The sequence below is a fragment of the Brachybacterium sp. UNK5269 genome (assembly GCF_049266655.1).
In the GTDB taxonomy this organism is placed as follows: Bacteria; Actinomycetota; Actinomycetes; order Actinomycetales; family Dermabacteraceae; genus Brachybacterium.
Genome location: NZ_CP184883.1, coordinates 2,437,785 through 2,460,782, shown reverse-complemented (window position 1 = coordinate 2,460,782; position 22,998 = coordinate 2,437,785). Strand labels below are relative to the sequence as shown.

General features: G+C 72.2%; 17 protein-coding genes. 11 read left to right on the top strand and 6 right to left on the bottom strand.

Features of this window, described 5'->3' with window-relative positions; translation table 11 throughout:
* Positions 1-35: 35 nt before the first annotated feature.
* Together ACOJUI_RS11535 and pseI are read left to right on the top strand one after the other, a co-directional pair.
* Positions 36-2,306, top strand: coding sequence for a glycosyltransferase family 4 protein (locus ACOJUI_RS11535; RefSeq protein ID WP_422115103.1), 2,271 nt, complete (start codon positions 36-38; stop codon positions 2,304-2,306).
* A gap of 3,597 nt (positions 2,307-5,903) precedes the next feature.
* The gene (pseI, locus tag ACOJUI_RS11530) at positions 5,904-6,887 is read left to right on the top strand and encodes a pseudaminic acid synthase (protein WP_422115102.1); all 984 of its coding nucleotides are present in this window, start codon (positions 5,904-5,906) and stop codon (positions 6,885-6,887) included.
* Here the strand turns inward: pseI and ACOJUI_RS11525 are convergent.
* Together ACOJUI_RS11525 and ACOJUI_RS11520 are read right to left on the bottom strand one after the other, a co-directional pair.
* Positions 6,868-8,355, bottom strand: coding sequence for a GNAT family N-acetyltransferase (locus ACOJUI_RS11525; protein ID WP_422115101.1), 1,488 nt, complete (start codon positions 8,353-8,355; stop codon positions 6,868-6,870). The genes pseI and ACOJUI_RS11525 overlap by 20 nt on opposite strands.
* Positions 8,352-9,122, bottom strand: coding sequence for a cytidylyltransferase domain-containing protein (locus ACOJUI_RS11520; RefSeq protein ID WP_422115100.1), 771 nt, complete (start codon positions 9,120-9,122; stop codon positions 8,352-8,354). Before ACOJUI_RS11520 ends, ACOJUI_RS11525 begins: the two co-directional genes overlap by 4 nt.
* A 39-nt stretch (positions 9,123-9,161) precedes the next feature.
* On the opposite strand from ACOJUI_RS11520, the gene pseB reads away from it, so the two are divergent.
* Both pseB and pseC read left to right on the top strand, forming a co-directional pair.
* A complete protein-coding gene (pseB, locus tag ACOJUI_RS11515; protein WP_422115099.1) occupies positions 9,162-10,151 on the top strand; it encodes a UDP-N-acetylglucosamine 4,6-dehydratase (inverting) in 990 nt (329 codons plus the stop codon).
* 1 nt (position 10,152) lies between these two features.
* Positions 10,153-11,280, top strand: a complete 1,128-nt coding sequence (pseC, locus tag ACOJUI_RS11510) for a UDP-4-amino-4,6-dideoxy-N-acetyl-beta-L-altrosamine transaminase (RefSeq protein ID WP_422115098.1) — start codon at positions 10,153-10,155, stop codon at positions 11,278-11,280.
* A gap of 15 nt (positions 11,281-11,295) precedes the next feature.
* On the opposite strand, the gene ACOJUI_RS11505 is transcribed toward pseC, so the two are convergent.
* From ACOJUI_RS11505 to ACOJUI_RS11495, 3 genes are read right to left on the bottom strand one after another with little or no spacing between them, the layout of a single operon-like run.
* Positions 11,296-12,162 carry a DUF6541 family protein gene (locus ACOJUI_RS11505; protein WP_422115097.1) on the bottom strand — a complete coding sequence of 289 codons (867 nt, stop codon included), beginning with the start codon at positions 12,160-12,162 and terminating at the stop codon, positions 11,296-11,298.
* Entirely contained in the window at positions 12,159-13,259 is a 1,101-nt protein-coding gene (locus tag ACOJUI_RS11500; protein WP_422115096.1) for a DUF6541 family protein, read from the bottom strand. The genes ACOJUI_RS11505 and ACOJUI_RS11500 overlap by 4 nt, the downstream gene beginning before the upstream one ends.
* Positions 13,256-13,675, bottom strand: coding sequence for a DUF2304 domain-containing protein (locus ACOJUI_RS11495; protein ID WP_422115095.1), 420 nt, complete (start codon positions 13,673-13,675; stop codon positions 13,256-13,258). Before ACOJUI_RS11495 ends, ACOJUI_RS11500 begins: the two co-directional genes overlap by 4 nt.
* Positions 13,676-13,745: 70 nt before the next feature.
* Between ACOJUI_RS11495 and ACOJUI_RS11490 the strand changes: the two genes are divergently transcribed.
* Positions 13,746-14,453 (top strand): glycosyltransferase family 2 protein, encoded by a 708-nt coding sequence (locus ACOJUI_RS11490; RefSeq protein ID WP_422115094.1) that lies wholly within the window; start codon positions 13,746-13,748, stop codon positions 14,451-14,453.
* Positions 14,454-14,499: 46 nt separating this feature from the next.
* Here the strand turns inward: ACOJUI_RS11490 and ACOJUI_RS11485 are convergent, their stop codons facing one another.
* Positions 14,500-15,702: an LCP family protein gene (locus ACOJUI_RS11485; protein ID WP_422115093.1), complete on the bottom strand. Its 1,203-nt coding sequence runs from the start codon at positions 15,700-15,702 to the stop codon at positions 14,500-14,502.
* Positions 15,703-15,968: 266 nt separating this feature from the next.
* Here ACOJUI_RS11485 and ACOJUI_RS11480 point away from each other — a divergent pair, with 266 nt between their 5' ends.
* The 6 genes from ACOJUI_RS11480 (at position 15,969) to ACOJUI_RS11455 (ending at position 22,997) form a co-directional block, all read left to right on the top strand.
* Positions 15,969-16,973, top strand: a complete 1,005-nt coding sequence (locus ACOJUI_RS11480; protein WP_422115092.1) for a glycosyltransferase — start codon at positions 15,969-15,971, stop codon at positions 16,971-16,973.
* Positions 16,970-17,857 carry a glycosyltransferase gene (locus tag ACOJUI_RS11475; RefSeq protein WP_422115091.1) on the top strand — a complete coding sequence of 296 codons (888 nt, stop codon included), beginning with the start codon at positions 16,970-16,972 and terminating at the stop codon, positions 17,855-17,857. Before ACOJUI_RS11480 ends, ACOJUI_RS11475 begins: the two co-directional genes overlap by 4 nt.
* Before the next feature lie 111 nt (positions 17,858-17,968).
* Complete coding sequence (gene glf, locus ACOJUI_RS11470) at positions 17,969-19,126, top strand: UDP-galactopyranose mutase (protein WP_422115090.1); 1,158 nt, start codon at positions 17,969-17,971, stop codon at positions 19,124-19,126.
* A gap of 58 nt (positions 19,127-19,184) precedes the next feature.
* Positions 19,185-21,290, top strand: a complete 2,106-nt coding sequence (locus tag ACOJUI_RS11465; protein WP_422115089.1) for a glycosyltransferase — start codon at positions 19,185-19,187, stop codon at positions 21,288-21,290.
* Positions 21,287-22,213 carry an ABC transporter permease gene (locus ACOJUI_RS11460; RefSeq protein ID WP_422115088.1) on the top strand — a complete coding sequence of 309 codons (927 nt, stop codon included), beginning with the start codon at positions 21,287-21,289 and terminating at the stop codon, positions 22,211-22,213. The genes ACOJUI_RS11465 and ACOJUI_RS11460 overlap by 4 nt, the downstream gene beginning before the upstream one ends.
* 13 nt (positions 22,214-22,226) lie before the next feature.
* The gene (locus tag ACOJUI_RS11455) at positions 22,227-22,997 is read left to right on the top strand and encodes an ABC transporter ATP-binding protein (RefSeq protein ID WP_422115087.1); all 771 of its coding nucleotides are present in this window, start codon (positions 22,227-22,229) and stop codon (positions 22,995-22,997) included.
* Position 22,998: the final 1 nt, after the last annotated feature.

The following is a 22,998-nucleotide window of genomic DNA, read 5'->3' as shown; positions in this document are numbered from 1 at the left end:
CGACCCCCCGCTTCTCGAGGAAGGCCGATGCCTGCATGATCCTGATCTGCTCCAACGAGGTCGCCGGACCCACCGGCTACCACAAGTCGGTCGTGCAGCTGGCCAACGGTCTGCGCGCCGCAGGGTATCCGGTGGCGGTGATGGGCTTCCTGGGCAACGGGAACGTGGCCGACCGGATGCTGCCGCTGTGGCCGCTCGACGTCGAGGTCCCCGCCTTCACCCTGAGAACGCTCCCGGCCGACGGCGGCAGGCTGCTGCACCGCAACGTCCACCCGGAGCTGTCGGGAACCCTGGGCGCCCTGCGGTACGAGTTCACGGGCAATCAGCTCGCCGCGCTGAGGACGCTGAACGCGACGCTCACCGGCGAGGACACGATCATCTTCACCGCTCCGGTGCAGGCCCTGGCCTTCCAGCACGCGCTGGGCGGTGACGAGCGGCGCCCGAGAACGGTGCTCCAGATCCACGGCGACTACCTCCATCACGCGGAGCTGTGGGAGCCGCTGATGGCGTCACGGGCGGTGATCGACCGGCTCCAGACCGTCGCCGACGGCCTGCGCGAGCAGTTCATCCCCACCTTCGACGAGTCCGACGTGGTCTTCATCCCGAACTTCCCCGGGGAGGGCTCGGGCATCATCCAGCGCGTCGAGCACGAGGGCGTGAACATCGCCCTGCCGGCCTCGTTCCAGCACCGCAAAAACCAGCTCGACGCGGTGCGCGCGCTGTCGCTGATCGAGGACGACGCGGTGCGGCTGACGCTCTGGGGCTCCATCAATCCCCGCAACCCGTACTACGTCGCCGTGCGGGAGCTGGTCGACGCGCTCGACCTGTCCGGGCGCGTGCGCCTGCCCGGCTTCGGCACGGAGCACGACGTCTATTCCACCGCCGACATCGTGCTGATGACCTCGCTGTCCGAGGGCTTCCCGTACCCCCTCCTGGAGGCGATGTACCAGGCCCGCCCCACCGTCTCCTACGACTTCGACTTCGGGCCCCGGGAGGCGATCGAGGACGGGGGCAGCGGGTACATCGTGCCCCTGGGCGACGTCGAGCAGCTGGCCGAGCGGCTCCGGCAGCTCGCCGCGGACGCCTCGCTGCGGGAGCGGTTCGGGCGCCGCGCCCGGGAACGGTACGACGAACGGTTCGCTCCGGCGGCCGTCGCCGAGCAGTACCGTGATTTCCTCGGCCCGCACGATGCGCCGATCGACCTGGCGCAGGTGTTCGCCACCGACGGCACCGAGCCGATCGCCGTCGACGAGATCACCCACCGCGTGCGGCGCTCGGGCGGACACCGTGTCCATCAGATCACCGTCCAGTCCCCGACCCTCCTTCACGACGTCCAGGTCGACGACGGGACCCGCACCGCGGCGCCGCAGGTGCGGAGCCGGCGGGGCACCACCCGGATCGACGTCGCGGCCGCCGGACCGGCGGTGGTCTCGTACACCACCGCCCCCGGATCCGGCGACCGGCACTACCTCGCCAGCACCACCGCCGGTGGTGACCTGGAGGTGCTGGCACATCTGCGCCGGGACGCCGGGTACGGCGCCGGCCGACCCGGCATGGTGGACACCGTCTTCGCGACCTCCGGGGGCACGGGGACCCTGCGGGGGATGGGCACGCTGACCTCCCTGGTCAAGCGCGCACCGCGGGACGTGCTGTGGAAGGCGCGCCAGGTCGCCTCGGCGGCAGGGGTCCGGGCCCGCGCACGCCGGGAACTGGCGGGAACGGCCGCGGACGCCGGGCCGGGCGCCTCGGCGGAGCCCGCCGAGGCGGCGGAGATCCTCCAGCCGCTCGCGCCGACGCAGCCATCCGCGGCGGGGCAGTCCCCGGTCCCGGCCGGGCCCGTCGCATCGACGGCGGCGGCTGAGGCCGCCACCACGCCCGTCGGCGACGGTGCAGCCGGCGCTCCGAGCGAGGTGCCCACCGTCGGCCTCGGAGCGCGCGCCGCCACCTCGGCGGTGCGGGTCCTGAACGGTCTGGCCAAGGGACCTGCCGCCCCCACCCGTCGCGAGATCCCCCGACACCCGTGGTTCCCGGTCACCGCCGGCACCGACAACTTCGGCACCCCGATCAACCACAGCTGGGGACTGGAGGTGCGCAACTCGGGGTCGCCGCAGCGACCGTCCGTGACCATCCGGGGGAGTACGACTGGGTGCTGCTGCGCGACGGCAGCAGCCGCCGGCGCATCGAGCCGCCGTTCACCTACGGCGAGTTCTTCGACCGCATCTGCGCTGCCGAGCGGGAGCACGGCCTGTTCGACATCGCCACCCGCGACGGCGTCCACGTCTGGGAGCTCGGCCGGTCCGCGCTGATCATCCAGCTCGCCGAGGCCTTCGGGTTCTGGGGAGCGGCCGGGGCCGTCGGCACCCCGGTCCAGGACGTCTACGCGGGCCCCAAGCGGCTGACCACGGCACCGCCGGCCCGGCAGGTCGTCCTCGACTACGTCCGGCGGGGTCAGAGCGGGTACCGCACCGCCGCGTTCCGCGACGACGAGACCCTGTTCGTCGTCCAGCCCGATGCCCACGGCTACCCCGAGGTGGACGACACCAACCTCGTCTACCCCTTCCACGAGTACAACCAGTGGCGCCTCGGCCCGGGCCGGCGCTGGAGCCAGCTGCGCATCCCCGAGGTCGACGCCCGTCCCTTCGAGGCCGCGCTGACCGACGCCCTCGGCATCAGCGTCGACCTCGGCGACCACCTCCGCAACCGCCTGGTCAAGTTCCTCGACGAGCGCGAGTTCTTCACCCCCGTGTTCGAGAGGGTGGCGCCCCAGGAGGTCCTCATCGCCTCCAGCCACTGGTGGGCCGGGATCGCCGCGGCCGCGGCGCGCTCCGGAGCCCTGGTCTCGGACATCCAGTACGCGCTCACCAGCCGGTACGCGCCGAGCTTCTGGTTCGGCGGCACTCCTGCCCACGGGGCCTCGCGCTTCTACGCCTGGTCGGACTTCTGGGCCGAGCGCACGAACGTCTACGACGAGCACGTGGTGGTGCCGCGGCAGCAGGGCGCCCTGAGCGCCGACCTCGCGGAGGACCCGTCGGCCGAGCCGTCGTTCGACGTGTGCGTGATCTCCCAGCCCCGCGTGCTGCGCCGCATCCTGGCGTTCACCCGCGACCTGGTCCGGGAGCGCACCGAGCTGCGCGTGGTCCTCGCCCCGCATCCCGCGCAGCGCTCGAGCATCGGCGAGGAGCTCGCCGCCGCCGGACTGAGCGAGCACGTGACGGTCGCCTCCGCCGACACCCTCACCACCATCGGGCAGTCGGAGATCTGCGTGGGCGCGTTCTCGACCTCCCTGTGGGAGGCCGCCGCGCTCGGACGTCCGACGTACGTGATCCCCGTGCCCGGCCACGAGGAGACCCTCCAGGACGTCGCCACCGGTCTCTTCCGCCTGGCGGAGTCACCGCACGACCTCGTCCCCTACCCGGTCCCGGAGTTCCGCCGGGAGATCTTCGGGTCCGCCTGAGGAGTCCCGCGGGACCGTCGCTCTCGAGACGGGAGCACGGCCGACGTCGGGTCGTCAGCCCGGCTAGAGTCCTCGGCAGCGACGAGCCGCCAGGGCTCGGCCCGTTCCCCGAGGTGGAAGCAGTGTTCCGGAAGCTCACCCGTGCCGTGAGACCGCCGTTCGATCCTACGGATCGGCAAGCGACCCTGGCGGACAGGGCCTCGAGCGCGCAGCCGGCCGGCGTCCTCGCCATCGCGCGTCACCTGTCGAGGCTCCGGAACTTCCGGACGGCGTCGAGGATCCTGGAGGGAGTGGACGCCGACCGCCTCGGACTCCTGGACCAGTGCTTCATCGGCGTCACCCTGCTCAGCGCCCAGGACGGCTTGATCGCCGACCAGCTCCTGGCGCCCCACGTCGCGAGCCTCGGGGATCGTGAGCTCGGGTCGGGAGAGGCCGTGCGGCTGGCCGGATGGATCCAGCTGTCCGGGATGAGCACGCACGACAAGCTCGAGGCCCTCGGGGCGCTGCGGCTCTCCCGGAGCAGCCCTGGGGCGCTCGGCACGACCGTCAGGGACCTGCGCTTCCGGGAGTTCAAGCTCCGGCAGGGCGCGCTGGAGAAGGTCGACGTGCTCGACTTCTTCGCGGGCGGCGAGGAGGACCCGCAGCAGTGCAAGGACAACCTCCGGTATGTCGGCGATCTCGTCACCCACGGCCATGAGGGGACGGCGCGGGCCCTGGTGGAACGGCAGATCGCTCTGCACGGTCTGCGCGACCGTGCTGTGGTCGAGGCCGCGCTGCGCTTCGACTCCGGCTCCCTGATCGAGGACCTCGACGCCATCCCGGAGGACTTCCGCGCGGTGCCCGGAGTGCTGGCACTCGCGCACGATCTGAGAGCACAGGGCCCGGCGCACCAGGCGTTCTTCGCCGCCTGCCTGGAGGCGTCGATGACGAGCTTCCCCACGATGGACGTGTTCACGAAGGACGCGCTGCTGCGCGTGCTCACGGTCAAAGACCTCCTGACGGAGCTGGACGCCCTGGTGCCGCATCTCCAGGGGATCCCGGACACGCTGCTCGGCGCCCGATGCGGCCGGGGGCTGATCGCCATGGAGGACGGAGCTCACCGCGATGCCGCCGATCTGCTGCGATCGGTCCTGGAGGAGGACCCCTCCTACACGGCGGCGGCGACCGGGCTCCGGTTCGTCCTGGCCCGGCTCGACGACGAGTTCTCCGTCGTCGACCTCCGCAACCAGATCGGCTACGGGGCCGCGAGCGCCGGCCGGGCGGGCGTCCGCCCCGGCGATCGCGACCAGGCGACCACCCTGCTGCTCGACGGCGACTATCTGAGGAGCTGGAGCGTGCGCCGGGCGGCGCCGCACTGGCGCCTGCTGAAGCGGGACCACGGCAGGAAGTTCCTGAACTACGAGGAGCTGCCGCAGGACCCCGGTTCGAGGCTGTTCCTCATCGCCGACGACGGGGTCGGCGATGAGATCCGGGCCGCCCAGTTCCTGGGGGAGCTCGCAGCTCGCTACACCGTCACGGCGACCTGTGATCCGCGTCTGCGCTCGCTCTTCGAGCGGAGCTTCCCGGCGGTCGAGTTCCTCGGCGTCCCGCGACGCCTACGGGGACTGCTGAACCCGGTCTACGACGGCCGGTACAGCGACTTCATACTGGCCAGCCATCTGACGGCACGGTGCGATCCGCACCTGGAGGCGGCCGACCACGTGACCTTCGGCCAGAACCTGACGTTCAACAGGTTCGCCGGTGTGCTTCCCCGCGAGGACTCGGGGGCCTACCTGGTCCCTGACCCTGCCCGGGCGGTGCCGAGGACCGGTGAGGGCCTGAAGGTCGGTCTGGTCTGGAAGAGCCACTTCGCCGGTGGCTCCCGCCGGATGATGTATCTCGGGGTGGAGCAGTTCGAGCCGCTGCTGGACGTCGACGGGGTGGAGTTCTGGTCGGTGCAGCACGCCATCGACCCCGCCGAAGCCGCGTACTGCGCCGAGCACGGCATCCGCCAGATCGACGGGGTCGACCTGTTCGACGACTTCGAGGGCCTGGCCGCCCATCTGGCGTCGATGGACCTCATCATCGGCATCAGCACGGTGCCGATGGAACTGGCCGCCGCGGTCGGGACGCCGGCGTGGCTGCTGGGCTTCTCTCCCGAGAACTTCCACTACCGCACCGGGGGGAGGCGCGACCTCCGTCGATCAGCTGTCGCGGAACTCGACCGTGATCGCACCGCGATGGATCGACTTCACCGCTCCCTACCAGGACTGCGTCGACCTCGTCATGGCCGACTGCCGGAATCGCCTGGCGGGCCTGGTGCGCGAGCTGCAACCCAGCTGAGGGACGTGCGATGTCGCGGCTCCGGTACGATCGCCCCATGTCTTCGAGCCAGCACGGATCCCCCAAGTCACTCCAGATCGGCGACCTGCAGGTCGGCGAGAGCCACCCTCCCTTCGTCGCGGCGGAGATGTCCGGCAACCACAACGGCGACCTCGGTCGGGCGCTGGAGATCGTCGACGCGATCGCGGAGACCGGGGCCCCGGCGATCAAGCTGCAGACCTACACGGCGGACACGATCACCATCGACGCCGACGGTCCCGCCTTCCGCATCACCGACGGCCACGGCCTGTGGGGCGGACGGAACCTCTACAGCCTCTACCAGGAGGCGCACACCCCCTGGGACTGGCACGAGGCGATCTTCGCCCGCGCCCGCGAGCACGGCATGATCCCGTTCTCCAGCCCCTTCGACGCCACCGCGGTCGAGCTGCTGGAGGACCTGGGCGCCGAGGTGTACAAGATCGCCTCGCTCGAGATCGCGGACATCCCGCTGCTGCGCACCGTCGCCCGCACCGGCAAGCCGGTGATCCTCTCCACGGGCGCCGCCGACGCCGCGGACGTCGACCTCGCCGTGGCGACCCTCCGCGCCGAGGGCAACGACCAGATCGCCGTGCTCGGCTGCACCTCCTCGTACCCCGCCGACGCCGAGTCGACCAACCTGCGCACCCTCCCGGTGCTGTGCGACACCTGGAACGTGGTCACCGGGCTGTCCGACCACACCAAGGGCATCGGCGTCAGCGTCGCGGCCGTGGCGTTCGGCGCCGCGATCCTGGAGAAGCACGTGACGCTGCGGCGCGCCGACGGCGGGGTCGACTCGGACTTCTCGCTCGAGCCGCAGGAGCTGAAGGCACTGGTCGAGGAATCGCGCAGCGCCTGGTCGGCGCTCGGTGAGGTGCACGTCGGCCCCACCGCGAGCGAGGCCGAGAGCCGGCGACTGCGCCGCTCCCTGTTCGTGGTGGAGGACGTCCGCGCCGGTGACGAGGTCACCGAGGCGAACGTGCGCTCGATCCGGCCGGCCGGCGGACTCGAGCCGCGCTACCTCGACGTCGTGGTCGGTCGCACCTTCCGCCAGGACGTGGGCCGCGGGACGCCGCTCAGCTGGGATCTCGTCTGACGAGCACGTCGAAGTCACCGTCGTCGCGGTCCGGATCGCGCTGGTAGCCGGCGCGGGCGAACAGCCGCTGGGACGGCACGTTGCCGGGCAGCACCGCAGCGACGACGGTGACCTCGGGGTGCCGTGCCCCGAAGGCGGCCTCCCCGGCGGCCAGGACGGGCCGCGCCAGACCGTGTCCGCGGGCCTCGGGCGCGAGGGTGATGGACACCTCCCATTCAGCGAGCTCCAGCGCGTCGAACCGCACCGTCCCCACCGGGGTGGTGCCGCGCTCGACGACGTACAGCTCCCGCCGCGGATCCTCGAGCACCCGCTGGTACCAGCCGATGTGGCCGTCCCAGGAGACCGGGTCGCTGGACCGCGAGACCCGGCGGGTCTCCGGGTCGTTGCGCCACCGCATCAGCAGGGACGAGTCGTCGATGCCGGCGGGGCGCGCCACCACCGGAGCGCTGTCGTCGCCGATCCGTCGGGCCAGCGCCTCCTCCCAGGCGGTGACGATCCGCTGCGCGCCATGGCCGTCCACCTTCGCGCGGCCCACCGGCGCCCACGACCGCCCGAGACGGAGGTCGGCGACGGCGCTCTCCACGCGGGCCGTGGCCGCCGGCAGGGCCTCGCGCACCTCGTCCAGCGATCCCAGCCCGCGCGCGATCCCCTCGCTGATCGCCGCCTCGTACCCGGCCCGCTGGTTCTCCACCACCGCGACCAGCAGACTCGGCACACCGATGCAGGCCAGCTCCCAGGCGGTGGTCCCCGCGGCGCTCACCACGAGGTCCGCGGCGCCGGCGCGGTCGAGGAAATCGGGCGAGGGCGCGATCAGCTCCACCGCGTCGCCCGCCTCGGCGCGCACGGCGTCCCAGTTCCGCTCCGGGGCGATCACGCTGACCCGGCCGACGCCGTCGGCCGCACCGCAGACGGCGGCCAGGGTGCCGGCGGCGCCGGTGGCATCGGTGCCGCCCATCACGATCAGCACCCGGGCGTCACGGCCGACGTCCTGCCCGGCCGCCGCCCGCTTCTCGCGCGCCGCGCGCACCTCGGCCCGCATCGGCGCATACCCGATGCCCCGCAGCACCATGCCGCTGCCGTCGTGCGGGCGACTGCTGTGCTCGGCGCGGAGGGTGGAGTCCACGACCACGTCGGCGGGTCGGCGCCCGAAGGCCCCGTCCTCCATCGAGGACAGCAGGGCACCGCAGGCCCGCACCTGCGCCAGTGCGTCGGTCCCGATCGTGTAGTCGTCCACGTGGATCACCGATGCGCCCTGCTCGGCGGCCAGGACCTGGAGGTCGGCGGGAGCCCCCACCACCTCGAGGCCGGCGTCCACGAGCAGCTGCTCGGCCAGGGGCGATCGGATCGAGCCGGCCACCACCACGGTGTGCCCCGCCTCCCGGGCGGCGTCCGCGACGGAGATCGCCCGCACCAGGTGGCCGATCCCGCCCGCGGCGCTCGCATCGCACCGGACGACGAAGTGCGTCATCCCTCGGCCAGCGTCTTCTGCCGGACCCCGGCGTTGAGCGCGGTGAGGTCGGGCCGGGAGCGCAGCAGGCCGACGACCTCATGCCAGGCCGGCGCCCGATCACCCAGCTCGGCGACGACCGCATCCAGCATGGCGCCGTCCTCGGCGGTGTCGAGGGTGACCCGCAGATCATTGGCGGCCGGCTGCACCACCAGGCCCATCGTGCGGAACGGGCGCTTGCTGTCGTACAGGTAGGAGGTCACGTGCGTGCGGTGGAAGCCCTCGGCCTCCGCGTCGGCGGTCAGCAGCGCCTGCTTCGAGGCGAGCTCCACGTCCAGGCCCCGCGGCAGGGTGCGCACCAGCGTGGTCGCGGTGTAGTCGAGCGACGGGTCGGAGCGCCACAGCCCGACCACGGAGGAGATCAGGGACGGATCCGCCAGCGGGCAGTCCGCGGTGAGCCGGACGACGGCGTCCGCCTCGGTGGTCGCGAGCGCGAGCACGAAGCGGGACAGCACATCGTCCTCGCTGCCCCGCACCACGGGGACCCCGAGCTCCTCGCCGAGCGCGGCGACCGCGTCGTCACCGGAGGCGGTGGAGGTGGCGATCACCACCTCGTCGACCCCCGCCGCTGCCCGGGCCGCGCGGACCATCCAGCCGAGGACAGGGCGTCCGGCGAGCGGCCGCAGGACCTTCCCGGGGAGACGGGAGGATCCCGTTCGAGCCTGAATCACAGCCACGCATCGTGTATCGGTCACCGTGCCATAATGGCACGCGCAGCTCCGGGTCATCCCCGGCGCCATCTCATCCAGACGACGAAAGAGATCTGCATGTCGCTCCTCAACGGTGCCTCCATCCTCGTAACCGGTGGGACCGGCTCCTTCGGCAAGGCCTTCCTCCGGGAGGTGCTCGACAACCACAACCCGCGCCGTGTCGTCGTCTTCTCGCGGGACGAGCTGAAGCAGTACGAGGTGCGCAATCTCTTCGGGAACGATCCGCGGCTGCGCTGGTTCATCGGGGACATCCGCGACGAGCGCCGCCTGTCCCGCGCGCTGCACGGCGTGGACTACGTCGTCCACGCCGCCGCGCTGAAGCAGGTCGACACCGCGGAGTACAACCCGTTCGAGTTCGTCAAGACCAACGTCATCGGCAGCCAGAACGTCATCGAGGCGTCCATCGACGCCGGGGTCAAGAAGGTCGTGGCCCTCTCGACCGACAAGGCCTCGAGCCCGATCAACCTCTACGGCGCCACCAAGCTCACCGCCGACAAGCTGTTCATCACCGGCAACCACTACGCGGCCGCGTATGACACCCGCTTCGCCGTGGTGCGCTATGGCAACGTGATGGGCTCGCGCGGATCGGTCATCCCGTTCTTCCGCCGCCTGGGGGAGGAGGGCAAGCCGCTGCCGATCACCGATCTGCGCTGCACCCGCTTCTTCATCACCCTGCCGCAGGCCGTGCAGATGGTCATCGACACCTTCGAGCTGATGCAGGGCGGCGAGCTGCTGGTCCCGCGGATCCCGTCGATGAAAGTCACCGATCTCGCCCACGCCGTCGTGCCCGGCGCCGAGCTGGTCGACGTGGGCCTGCGTCCCGGTGAGAAGCTGCACGAGGAGATGATCAGCCCCGAGGAGGGGCGTCGCGCCGTCATGATCCGCGACGGCAAGTACTTCATCATCCAGCCCGACCTCGCCTCCTGGGGGTACCAGCCCCCGGTCGACGCCACCCCGGTCGAGCCCGGCTTCTTCTTCCGCTCCGACTCCAACGAGCAGTGGTACACGCAGGAGCAGATCGCCGAGATCATCGAGGGGGGTATCTGAGGTGCTTCCCTACGGTCGCCAGTCCATCGATCCCGACGACGTCGCCGCCGTCACCGCGGCGCTGCGCAGTGACTGGCTGACCACCGGTCCCGAGGTCGACCGGTTCGAGGCCGCCGTCGCCGCGCGCGCCGGCGTCGAGCACGCGGTCTCGGTCACCTCGGGAACCGCTGCGCTGCACGTCGCCTACGCCGCCGCGGGCATCGAACCCGGCGACGAGGTCGTCACCACCCCGCTGACCTTCGCGGCCACCGCCGCCACCGCCGCGCTGCTCGGCGCGCGGATCGTGTTCGCCGACGTCGACCCCGCCACCGGTAACCTCGATCCGGCCGCCGCGGAGGCCGCCGTCACCGACCGCACCCGGGTGGTGGCCGGAGTCGACTACGCCGGCGTGCCGGTGGACGCCCCGGCGCTGCGGGACCTCGCCTCGCGCAAGGACCTGCTCTTCCTCGAGGACGCCGCGCACTCGATCGGGTCGACGCTGGACGGCGAGCCGGTGGGCGCGCTGGCCGATCTCACCACGTACTCGTTCTTCCCCACGAAGAACCTCACCACCGCCGAGGGCGGCGCGGTGGTCACCGCCGACGCGGATCTCGCGGCGCGGGCACGGGCGTTCAAGAACCACGGACTGATCCGCGACCGTTCGCTGCAGCGCCATCCCGACGAGGGGCCCTGGCATCAGGAGGTCCACTCCTTCGGTCTGAACTACCGCCTGCCGGATGTGCTGTGCGCGCTCGGCACCAGTCAGCTCGCGCGCCTGGACCAGTTCGTGGCACGGCGTGCCGAGGTCAAGGCCGCCTACGACGCGGCACTGGGCGACCTCGACGGGGTCGACGTCCCGTTCGCCCCCGAGGGTGCGGCGCCCGCGTGGCACCTCTACCCGCTGCGGGTCCCCGCCGAGCGGCGCCGGTCGATCTTCGACTCCCTGCGCGACCAGGGCATCGGGGTCCAGGTCAACTACATCCCCGCCTACTGGCACCCGGTCTTCGAGGACCTCGGCTATCAGCGCGGCATGTGCCCGGTGGCGGAGGACTACTACCGCCGGGAGATCTCGCTGCCGATGTTCCCGTCCCTGACCGACGCGGACGTCGAGCGCGTCATCGAGGCCACCCGGACGGCCCTGACGAGCTGACCCCGGCGCCAGCTCTCACCGTGCCGGATCGCATCCGACCTCGATCAGCCGCGAGTGCTCGGTCTCGAACACCACCGGTCCCAGGTCGTCCCCGCCGCGGCCGATCGACGTGAACGCGGGGTCGATCTGGTAGAGCCGTCGCTCCTGGTACACGTACCCGATCCCCTGGTCCAGGAGAGCGCGGCAGTGCTCGGGAGACGTGCCGGCCAGCGGCACCGCCTCGATCGCGGCGCGATCGGCGTCGGTCAGGGCCATCCCCGCGACGGGCAGGTGCACGCGGACGCCGTGCAGCGCATACATGTGGGCGGCCCCGGAGTACGGACTGGCGAGGACCGACCCCTCCCCGTCCAGCTCGGGGGCCACCCGCGCGAACTGCGCACGCTCATCGGCCTGGAGGAACCGCCCCCGCCCGGGATAGTGCTCGTCGAGGTTCTTGGCGGCGTTGTCCAGCCGCGGCGGGATCGAGGAGAGGACGGCGATCGTGGCCAGCGCGACCAGCGCGGCGACCACCCGGCGGCGGTGGCGCGGGGCGTCGCCGGCCCATGAGCGCCGCAGCCGGCCCGCCCACGCCTGCACCCCGGGCACCACCAGCAGCGCCGACAGCATCGCCAGCGGGACGGCGATCCGGTCCTGACCGCGGAAGTACAGCACGGACAGGTTCAGCGGAGAGTCCACAGCGGCGTCGAGGTACATCGCGGCCAGCACGAGCCAGGCGATCGGGAGCCACCGCTGCGGGCCGCGCAGGCTCCGGACCAGACCCGGCCACCAGAGCACGGCGATGACCACGCCGAGCGCCATCGGCCACACGGTCAGCAGGCCCAGGCCGACCTCCGCGAGGGCCGACCACCACGGCACCCGCAGACCGCCGGAGAAGCCGGTCACCCGCGCACCCAGGGGGTGTAGGTCAGCAGGGCCACGGGCAGCAGGGCGAGCACGGGCACGGCGACCAGCCAGGGCCGGCGCCGCCACCGGGGCAGCCCCGTGGCCGTCGTCAGCACGGCCAGCAGGATCAGCGCCGTGACCGCGACGTTCGGATGCAGCAGCGCGAGTCCCGCTCCTGCCAGGCCCACCGTCCCGAGGGCCGCGACGGCACCCGCCCCGAGGGGTGCCGCGGCGACGTCATGGGCGGCGGATGGCGACGCGGCCACCTCCGTGGGGGCGGCCAGCGCTCCCCACAGCGCCACGGCGCCCGCCAGCGACCCGGACAGCGCCGCGAAGCCCGCGAGGTTCGGGATCGGTGAGAGGTGGATCCACAGGTTCACCGGGCTCGCCGGGATCAGGGTCGCGACCACCGCGACGAGCGGAGGAGCCCAGGCCACCCGGGGGAACACCGCACGCGCCAGCAGGGCGGAGCCGAGGATCCACGGCACCAGGGCCAGGGCCAGCACGGCGCCGTTGAGCACGATCGGGATGTCGATGCCGGGGACCAGCGCGGCCAGGGCGTGGAAGGCGGCAGGGTAGGAGGAGGGCGTCAGGGAGGTGTTCGCCACCGCGTTGAGGTCCAAGCTCGAGGCGTTGCCGGTCTGGCGGATGTGCGTCAGCGCGGTGAGGTGGAACAGCGTGTCGTAGCGTTCCAGGACGGCATCTGCACGGCCCGCCCGTGCCGCGATGGGCACCACGGTCACCGCGAGCGCCGCGATCAGTGCGGCCGGCCAGGCCGACCGCCCCGGGAGGGAGCGCGGAGCCGACAGCGGTCCGTCGAGCACGGTCGACGGCAGTCGCACGCCGCAGCGTGCGAGAGCCCACGCCGCGAGCACGGCCACGGCGCCGGCCGCGGCGAAGGACAGCAGCGACCAGCGCAGTCCCACCATCGGTGCGACCATCGCGCCGATGCCGGCCACCGCGGCCCCGATGGCGGGGGCGAAGGAGACGGCCAGCAGGCGCGATCCGGCCAGCGCCCGGACCGCGAGGAAGCCGGGCAGATAGGTGGCGACCAGGACGACGAGGACCGTGAGGAGAAGGAGGACCAGGCCCGTCATCCGCGATGCTCGTGCAGCGATCGCTCACGGTACTGGGCGGCGGGTTCCGCCTCGTCGATCGCCAGGCGTCGGGCCAGGTAGGTGGTGCGCTTCTCCGCGGCCTTGGTGCGGGCCTCCTGCAGCGCCAGGAAGCCCAGCAGCACCAGGACGGTCGCGTAGAGCAGCAGATCGGCCCCGCGGCCCACCCCGACCAGGTTCGCCACATAGGTGAGCATGGTGGGGAACAGCACCGTGATCAGGGCGAACAGCGCGAAGGCGATGATCAGCAGCCGCCGCACCGCCAGCTGCTTCGCGCCGCGGGTCATGAAGAGCCAGACGACGATCGCCACGATCCCGGCGATGAGGAGCAGCTGGATGATGAAAGTTCGCCCGCTCACCCCGAGCGACGGGCCGAGCGCTTCAAGAAGAGGATCCACCTCGACAGGGTATCCTCCACGGGCGTCCGAGAACCGGACGCCGAACGCTCCGGCCCCCGAGGAGAAGCACATGAGCAGCCCTGACCCCTCGCGCGGAGCACCCGCGCCCGGGGCCGATCGCACCTGGTTCGTGGTGCCGCTGTTCAACGAGGGGACCGTGATCGGCGACGTGATCCGCGACCTGCGCCGGCGCTACCCGTTGGTGGTGTGCGTCGATGACGGCAGCCAGGACGACTCGGCGCGGATCGCGGAAGCCGCCGGTGCGGCCGTGGTGCGCCACCCCTACAACATGGGCCAGGGCGCCGCGATCAAGACCGGCATCGACTACGCGCTGCGGGACCCGCGGATGCGACAGGTCGTGACCTTCGACGCGGACGGTCAGCACCAGGTGGACGACGCCGCGGCGATGATCGCCCAGCGCGACGCCGAGGGTGTCGACATCGTGCTCGGCTCCCGCTTCCTCGACCGCCGCACCCAGCCCGGGCTGCTCAAGCGCCTGGTGCTGCGGGCGGCGGTCTGGTACTCGAACCTCACCAGCGGTGTGAAGCTCACCGACGCCCACAACGGGCTGCGCGTGATCGGCCGCGAGGCCTGCGAGAAGATCACCATCGAGCAGAACCGGATGGCGCACGCCTCCGAGATCGTCGAGGAGATCGGCCGCCACGGCCTGAGCGTCGCCGAGCATCCCGTGCACATCCTCTACACCGACTACTCCCGCTCGAAGGGGCAGTCGGTGCTGAACTCGGTGAACATCGTCATCGACATGCTGTTCCGCTGAGGCCGGCGGGGCCGGCGCGTGCGCCGGGGCCGCCGTCAGGATCCCGCTAGCCGGCCGGCACCTCGGCGGAGCCGTCGGCGATCGCACCGAAGAACGCCGCCACCTCGTCCTCGTCGGTGAGGATCGCCACTCCGGAGTGCTGGGTCCGGTACGCGGGATCCTCGATCGGCAGCGGGAGCGTGCCGCCGGAGCCCATCGCGCTGCGCGCCGCCAGCGCCATCCGTCCGACGTCGACGATCCCGGTGTCCTGGCTGGTGACCAGCGCATCCGAGCCGGCCCCGGCCAGGCGCACCTGGTGGAGCGGGTTCAGCAGCACCATCGGGGAGGTCGCCCGGTCCATCAGGGCGCCGACGAACTGCTGCTGGCGCTGCTGCCGGCCGAGGTCGGCGGTGGGGTCGAAGGCCCGGGCCCGCACGAAGGCGAGCGCCTGCTCGCCGCCCACGTCATGGCAGCCCTCGGTCATCGACAGCCCGGACTTCTCGTCCTCGACGTCCTGGTCGATGCAGAGGTTCACGTGGCCGACCGCGTCGACCACGGCCGCGACGCCGTCGAAGCCGATCTCCACGTAGTGGTCCACCGCCAGCCCCGTGAACTGCTCGACGGTCTCGACCAGCAGCGCCGGACCGCCGAAGGCGAAAGCCGCGTTGAGCTTGTACCGGCCGTGGCCGGGGATGTCGACCAGGGTGTCGCGGGGCAGGGAGACCAGGTAGCTGTTCCCGCCCGGTGCCCGGTGCAGGAGCATGATGGTGTCGGTGCGGGCGCCGACGGTGCCGTCGTCCCCGACCGCCTCGCCGCCACGGCCGTCGGAGCCGGCGATGAGATAGGTGGTGCCCGGGGAGTCCTGGGCGGCGGAGAGCGCCGCGACGTGCTCGATGCGGCTGTCGCCCCACAGCGCCAGGCCGGCTCCCCAGCCGACCACCACCACTAGCACCAGCGCCAGCAGGGTCACGGCCAGCCGCAGCGGCCGCGGGGCGCCCGAGCGGCGGCGGGAGCTGCGCGGTCCGCGGGAGGCGGGGGAGGGGGCGCGGAAGGACCCGGTGGGCGGACCGCCCTGGTCCTCGGGCGCGGACCGGCCAGCGGTGGCGCGGTGCCGCGCCGGGGCACCGGAGCCGGCGCCGGCCCCCGGGGTCCGCGGCAGCTGCCGGGTCGGTGTCCCGTCCTGGCGGCGCGGCGCCTGCCGCGCGGGGGCGGGGTCCTCGCGGCGCGGCACCGGACGGGCGCTGCCCCCGGCGCGAGCACGGTGACCCACGGGCCGGCGGGGTCCTCCGGGGCGCGGGGAGCGCGGTGGGCGCTGATCGCTCACAGCGGCCTCCTTCCGGGCGGGGATCCTGCGGGCGCTCGTCAGAGTAGCGCCCGCGGGCGCGCCGCGCCCGGGCGGCGCGGGGGATCACGACGGATCCGGGGAACCTCCCGAGAACCTTCACACCCGGGCGTCCGTGCAGGCCCGGAGGCGGCTCCGCGCTCCGTACACTGGGCACGCGCCGTCAGGCGGCCCCGACCAGCGCAGGAGGCGCAGTGACCCATTCCGCACCCCCCGGCGACCGGACCTCGCCCGGGACCGCTCACCCCGAGGCGATGTCGGCCCGCGTCGTCGCGGTGGTCGTCACGTACAACCGGGAGCAGCTGCTGCGGGAGTGCCTGGACGCCCTGCACGCCCAGGACCGGCGACCGGATGCCGTGGTGGTGATCGACAACGCCTCCACCGACGCCAGCGGGATCGTGGCCGAGGAGCACCCGCTCGGCGCGGACGTCGTCCATCTGCGCCGCAACGTCGGCGGCGCCGGAGGGTTCGCGGCCGGGATCGCCCGCGCCCTGGTGCGCCATGACGCCGACTGGGTGTGGGTGATGGACGACGACACCGTCCCCCGCCCGAGCGCCCTGTCGCAGCTGCTGCGCGCGCTCGAGGCCTCCCCGGTGCGGCTGAGCGTGCTCAGCTCCCGCGCCGTGTGGACCGACGGGCGCGATCACCCGATGAACACCCCGCGCACCCGGCTCTTCGCCAGCGCCCGCGAGAAGCGCGACGCCGCCCGCGCCGGGGGGCGCCCCATCCGCACCGCCAGCTACGTCTCGGCGCTGCTGAACGGGCAGGACGTGCGCCGGCTCGGCCTGCCGTACGCGGACTACTTCATCTGGTCGGACGACTTCGAGCACACCGGCCGGCTGCTGCGCCACGGCCGCGGCCTCCACGTACCGGGCTCGGTGGTCGAGCATCGCACCGCTCGCTTCGGCAACGCCCAGACCAGCCCCGGCACCCGCTTCTACTTCGATGTGCGCAACCGGCTGTGGGCGCTGCTGCGCACCGGCTCCTTCACCCCGCTGGAGCGGATCCTGCACGGCGGCCGCACCGCGCTGGGCTGGGCGCTGCTGCTGCTGCGCCACCGCGGCGACCTGTTCGGGGTGGGACTGCGCGGGCTGCTCGCCGCGCTGCGGCGCGGGCCGCGCCCCTCGGCCGTGGTCCTCGCGGCCGACGGGGAGGTCGCGGCCGACGTCCGCGCGATCGAGCGGGCGGCCGGCCGGTGACCGAGAGCGCCCGGCGGGACGCGACGCGCGGCGGGACGCCACCGTTCGCGGTGCTCATGCCGCTGTGGCGAGGGGACGAGCCGGACCGGGTCGAGCTCGCGCTGGAATCGGCCACCCTCGACCAGCAGCTGCGGCCCGACCTGCTGATCCTCAGCGTCGACGGCCCGCTGCCGAGCGCCCTCGAGGCCGTCGCCGGACGGGTCGGGGCCGGGGAGTACGGCCCCGCCCGGGTGCTGCGCCACGAGGCCCACCGCGGCGTCGCCGCGGCCCTCCAGGACGGTCTCGAGGCCAGCCCGTACGAGCTGGTCGCCCGGGCCGACGCGGACGACATCTGCCACCCCGAGCGCTTCGCCCGGCAGATCCCGCAGATGCAGAGCGGGCCGGGACTGGACCTGCTGGGCAGCGCGATGCGCGAGTTCAACGACAAGGTGCCGCCGGGCAGCGGCCCGCTGCGCACCCGTCCCCTGCGCCATGACGAGATCGTGGCGTACATGCCCCATCACACCCCGTTCCACCACCCCACGGTGGTGCTGCGACGCTCGGTCGTGCTCGCCGTCGGCGGCTACCGCGAGCTCCCGCTGCTGGAGGACTACTGGCTCTGGGAGCGGATGATGCTCGGCGGCGCCCGGATGGCGAACCTCCCCGACGTGCTCGTCGACTACCGGGTCGACGGCGACCTCTTCGCCCGCCGCGGCGGGTGGCGGCGCTTCACCAGCGACGTCGCCCTGCAGCGGTGGATGCTGAGGGACGGGGTCGTCGGCCCGCGGCTGTTCGCGCGCAACCTCGCCGTCCGCGCCGTCTACCGCTTCGCGCCCACCTGGGCGCGCCGCCTCGCCTACCGCCGGGTCGTCGAACAGCGCCCCGCGCAGGCCCCCGCGGCATGAGCGCCGCCACACCGCCCGGCGCGCCGGGGGCCGGGGCCCGTCGTCCCGGCCGCCTCGGATACTGTGAACGCGTCCCAGGCGGACCCTCCGCTCGCATCGAAAGGACCCTCTGTGTCGACCCCTGATCTCCTCATCGTCGGCTCCGGCCTGTTCGGGCTGACCATCGCCGAACGCGCCGTCGCCGAGCACGGCGCGAAGGTGACGATCATCGACCGTCGCCCGCATCTCGGCGGCAACGCCTACTCGGAGGCCGACGAGCAGACCGGCATCGAGGTCCACAAGTACGGCGCCCACCTCTTCCACACCTCGAACCCGCGGGTGTGGGAGTACGTCAACCGCTTCACCGAGTTCACCGGCTACCAGCACAAGGTGTACACGAACCACCAGGGCGTGGTGTACCCGATGCCGATCAACCTCGGCACCATCAACCAGTTCTTCCGCTCCGCGCTGTCCCCGTCGGAGGCGCGCGCCCTGGTGGCCGAACAGGCCGGCGAGTTCGCGGGCCAGGACCCCGAGAACCTCAACGACAAGGGCATCTCCCTGATCGGGCGGCCCCTGTACGAGGCGTTCATCAAGAACTACACCGGCAAGCAGTGGCAGACCGACCCCAAGGACCTGCCCGCCTCGATCATCTCCCGCCTGCCCGTGCGCTACACCTACGACAACCGGTACTTCAACGACAAGCACGAGGGTCTGCCCGCCCAGGGCTACACCGCGTGGCTCGAGCGGATGGCCGACCACCCGGACATCGAGGTGCGCCTGGAGACCGACTACTTCGACACCTCCCAGCCGTACCACAAGGACGCGGTGCGCGGCCAGATCCCGGTGGTCTACACCGGTCCGATCGACCGCTACTTCGACTTCGCGCAGGGGGAGCTGGGCTGGCGCACGATCGACCTGGAGACCGAGCACCTCGAGTTGGGCGACTTCCAGGGCACCTCGGTGATGAACTACGCCGACGCCGAGGTCCCCTTCACCCGCATCATCGAGCCGCGCCACTTCCACCCCGAGCGCGACTACCCCACGGACCGCACCGTCATCCAGCGCGAGTACTCGCGCTTCGCCGAGAGCCACGACGAGCCGTACTACCCGATCAACTCCGGCCGCGACCGCGACACCCTGCTGGCCTACCGCGAGCTCGCCGACGCGGAGCCGCGCACCCTGTTCGGCGGGCGCCTGGGGACCTACCAGTACCTGGACATGCACATGGCCATCGGCGCCGCGCTGTCCATGGCCGACAACAAGCTGCCCGACCTGCTGCGGGCGTGACCCGACCGCCCCGCCGCGGCCGGCGCGGGGCCAGTGACGAGCGCCCACGAGGAGCACCATGAACGCCATCCCTGCCACTGCGGCACCCCGCGCGACCACCGCGAGCCCCGCCGACGCACAGCAGCGACTGCTGCAGCGCCTGATCATGCCCTTCGAGGCCTCCCCGGACATCGTGCCGCTGTACATCGAGGCGGCCGACGCCCGCTCGGGCGCCACCGGCGGAGCCTTCGGCCTGGGCGGGAACACCGAGCGGGACGCGAAGGAGGAGGCCGCGCAGTCCGCGGCGCGCTCCGCGGGCGCGAGCGCGGTGGACATCAGCGAGCTCAGCGAGCGGCACTCCGTGCGGATCCCGGCCCACTCCATGCGCTCCTTCGGCACCTACTTCAACGCCTTCCCTGCCAGCTACTGGCGGCGCTGGACACCGGTGCGCGCGATCCGGCTGACGATCCGCACCGCCGGGTCCGGGCACCTGGTGGTCATGCGCTCCACCGCCCGCGGCACCCTCCAGCGCCAGGTCTCCCGCACCGTCTCCGGCAGCGGCGAGCACGTCTTCGAGCTGCCGCTGACCGCCTTCGGCGACGGCGGCTGGTACTGGTTCGACGCCTACGCGGGCACCGAGGACCTCGCGATCCTGGGCGCCGAATGGACCGCGGACGCCGACCTCGCCCGCACCGAGGGCAGCTTCTCGATCTCCATGACCACCATGAACAAGGTCGAGTACTGCCTCGAGAACATCCGCACCGTCGCCGAGACCCCGGAGCTGCGGGAGCTGCTGGACGTCATGTACGTCATCGATCAGGGCGCCGATCGCCTGCGCGACCACGCCGAGCAGCTCGACCCGTTGCAGGAGGCCCTCGGCGGGCAGCTGCAGATCATCGAGCAGGGCAACATCGGCGGCTCCGGCGGCTTCTCCCGCGGCATGTACGAGGCCGCCACCGCCGGCGCCTCCACCTATGTGATCAACTGCGACGACGACATCGTGATCGAGCCGGAGTCGCTGATCCGGATGATCACCTTCGCCGACTTCGCCACCCGGCCCACCCTCGTCGGCGCCCACATGTTCGACCTCAACAACCGCTCGGTGCTGCACACCTTCGGCGAGGTCGTCGACCCCTGGCGCATCCAGCCCGCCATCTCCAATCCCGACGGCGAGATGGGCCACGACTTCGCGCTGGACCCGCTGCGCTCCACCCCGTGGCTGCACCGCCGCGCGGACGTGGACTACAACGGCTGGTGGAGCTGCCTGATCCCCACCGAGACGGTCCGCGCGATCGGCCTCAGCCTGCCGGTGTTCATCAAGTGGGACGACGCCGAGTACGGCCTGCGCGCCAAGAAGGCCGGGTACCCGACGGTCTCGCTGCCCGGAGCGGGCGTGTGGCACATGAGCTGGGTGGACAAGGACGACCTGGTGGGCTGGCAGGCCTACTTCCACGAGCGCAACCGCATCATCACCGCGCTGCTGCACTCCCCGTACGCCCGCGGCGGCCGCGTGGTCTGGGAGTCGCAGTTCATGGACGTCAAGCACCTGATCTCCATGCAGTACTACACCGAGGCGGGCCGGCTGATGGCCCAGCGCGACGTGCTCGACGGCCCGGAGGCCCTGCACCCCTCGATCGGCACCAAGCTGCCCGAGATCCGGCAGATGGCCGCGGACTTCGCCGACGCCGCCGCGAAGAAGGACCAGGACCTCTACCCGCCGGTCCACGTCGACAAGCCCCCGCGCAAGGGCCGCCCCTTCACCCAGCCCCGCCGCCTGATGCTCCCCGTGTGGACGGCGAAGACCCTGGCCAAGCAGCTGGTCAAGCCCACCCGGGCCCGCGCCGAGGAGAACCCGCAGGCGGTGATCCCGCACCTGGACGCCAAGTGGTGGCGGCTGTCGGCCTACGACAGCGCCCTGGTCTCCAACGCCGAGGGCACCCAGGTCTCCTGGTACAAGCGCGACCCGAAGCAGGTGCGCACGATGCTCACCGAGGCGATCACCGCGCACGTCCAGCTCCACCGTCGCTGGAACGAGCTGCGCGACAGCTACCGCGCCGCCACCGAGCAGATCACGTCCTTCGCCGCCTGGGAGCGGACCTTCGTGGACAACCCCGCCCCGGTGCGCGAGCGCGACCGTGACGCCGCCGCCGGGTCGGCGATCGGCGCCGGGGGCTCGCAGGCGTGAGCGCGGCCGACGGCGGACGCACGGCGCGTCTGCCCACGCGCTCCGAGCAGGCCGCGGGATGGCGGGCACCCGGCCAGGACGCCGGCTGGCTGAACCCGATCCGGGAGCGGTTCCTGCTGCGCCTGCTGGTGCGCAAGGAGCTGCGGGTGCGCTACCGCGGCAGCGCCCTGGGCATGCTGTGGAGCTACGTCAAGCCCGCGGTGCAGTTCGTCGTGTTCTACATCGCGCTGGGCATCTTCCTGCAGCTCTCCCGCGACACCCCGGCCTACGCGGTGTACCTGTTCAGCGGCATCGTGGTGATCAACCTGTTCGGCGAGGTGTTCGGCAACGCCACCCGCTCGATCTCGGGGAACGCGGCGCTGGTCTCGAAGATCTACCTGCCCGGGGAGCTGTTCCCCTGGGCCAGCATGATCGTGGCGCTGGTGCACTTCCTGCCGCAGCTGCTGGTGCTGGTGGTCGGCGCGCTGCTGTTCGGCTGGCTGCCCTCGCTGACCGCCGCGGTGGCCTTCGTGCTGGGCATCGTGATCCTGGTGGTGTTCACCCTCGGGCTGGGCATGCTCACCGCCGCCCTGAACGCCGCCTTCCGCGACGTCGAGAACTTCGTGGACCTCATCGTCATGGTCGCGACCTGGCTCTCGCCCGTGCTGTACCGCATCTCCATGGTGCAGGACGCGATCGGCGGCACCCTCTGGTGGTGGCTGTACCGGCTGAACCCGCTGACGATCGTGGTGGAGCTGTTCCACGTCGCCTTCTGGCGCTACGGGCCCGAGGTCGTCGAGGCGGCCGCCCACGACCCGTCGCTGGCCGCGCCGGGGGAGCCCTTCGGCCTGTGGTGGGCGGGGATGCTGATCGCCGTGGTCACCTTCGTCGTCGGCACCGTCGTCTTCGAGCGCTCCAAGCGGCGCTTCGCCCAGGAACTGTGAGAGGCGCCGCGCGATGACCCCGAACATCGAGTCCGTCCCCGAGGCCGCCGCCGTCCCCACCCAGTCGGAGATGGTGCGGATCGAGCACGTCACCAAGCAGTTCTCCCTGCGCCACGACCACTCCCTCAAGGAGCTGGTGTTCTCGGCGCTGAAGCGCAAGAAGCTCGCCGACACGTTCCTGGCCCTGGACGACGTGGACCTCACGGTGCATGCGGGGGAGACGGTGGGTCTGATCGGCTTCAACGGCTCCGGCAAGTCCACCCTGCTGAAGACCATCTCCGGGGTGCTGTACCCCGACCGCGGCCGGGTGCTGCTGCGCGGCCGGGTGGCCGGGCTGATCGAGGTGGGCGCCGGCTTCCATCCCGATCTCTCGGGCCGCGAGAACGTCTACCTCAACGGCGCGATCCTCGGCATGACCCGCGAGCAGATCGACGAGAAGTTCGAGGACATCGTCGCCTTCAGCGAGATCGAGGAGTTCATCGACACCGACGTGAAGTACTACAGCTCCGGGATGTTCCTGCGGCTGGCCTTCGCCGTCGCCGTGCACACCGAGCCCGACATCTTCCTGGTCGACGAGATCCTCTCCGTCGGCGACGAGCCCTTCCAGCGCAAGTGCCTCGAACGGATCCGCGCGCTCCAGCGCGCCGGCCGCACGATGGTGGTGGTCTCGCACGAGCTCGAGATGCTCGAGAAGCTGTGCACGCGCATCGTGGTGCTGCGCAAGGGCCGAACCATCTTCGACGGCGACCCCACCGAGGCCGTCGCCACCCTGCGCGCCAGCTGAC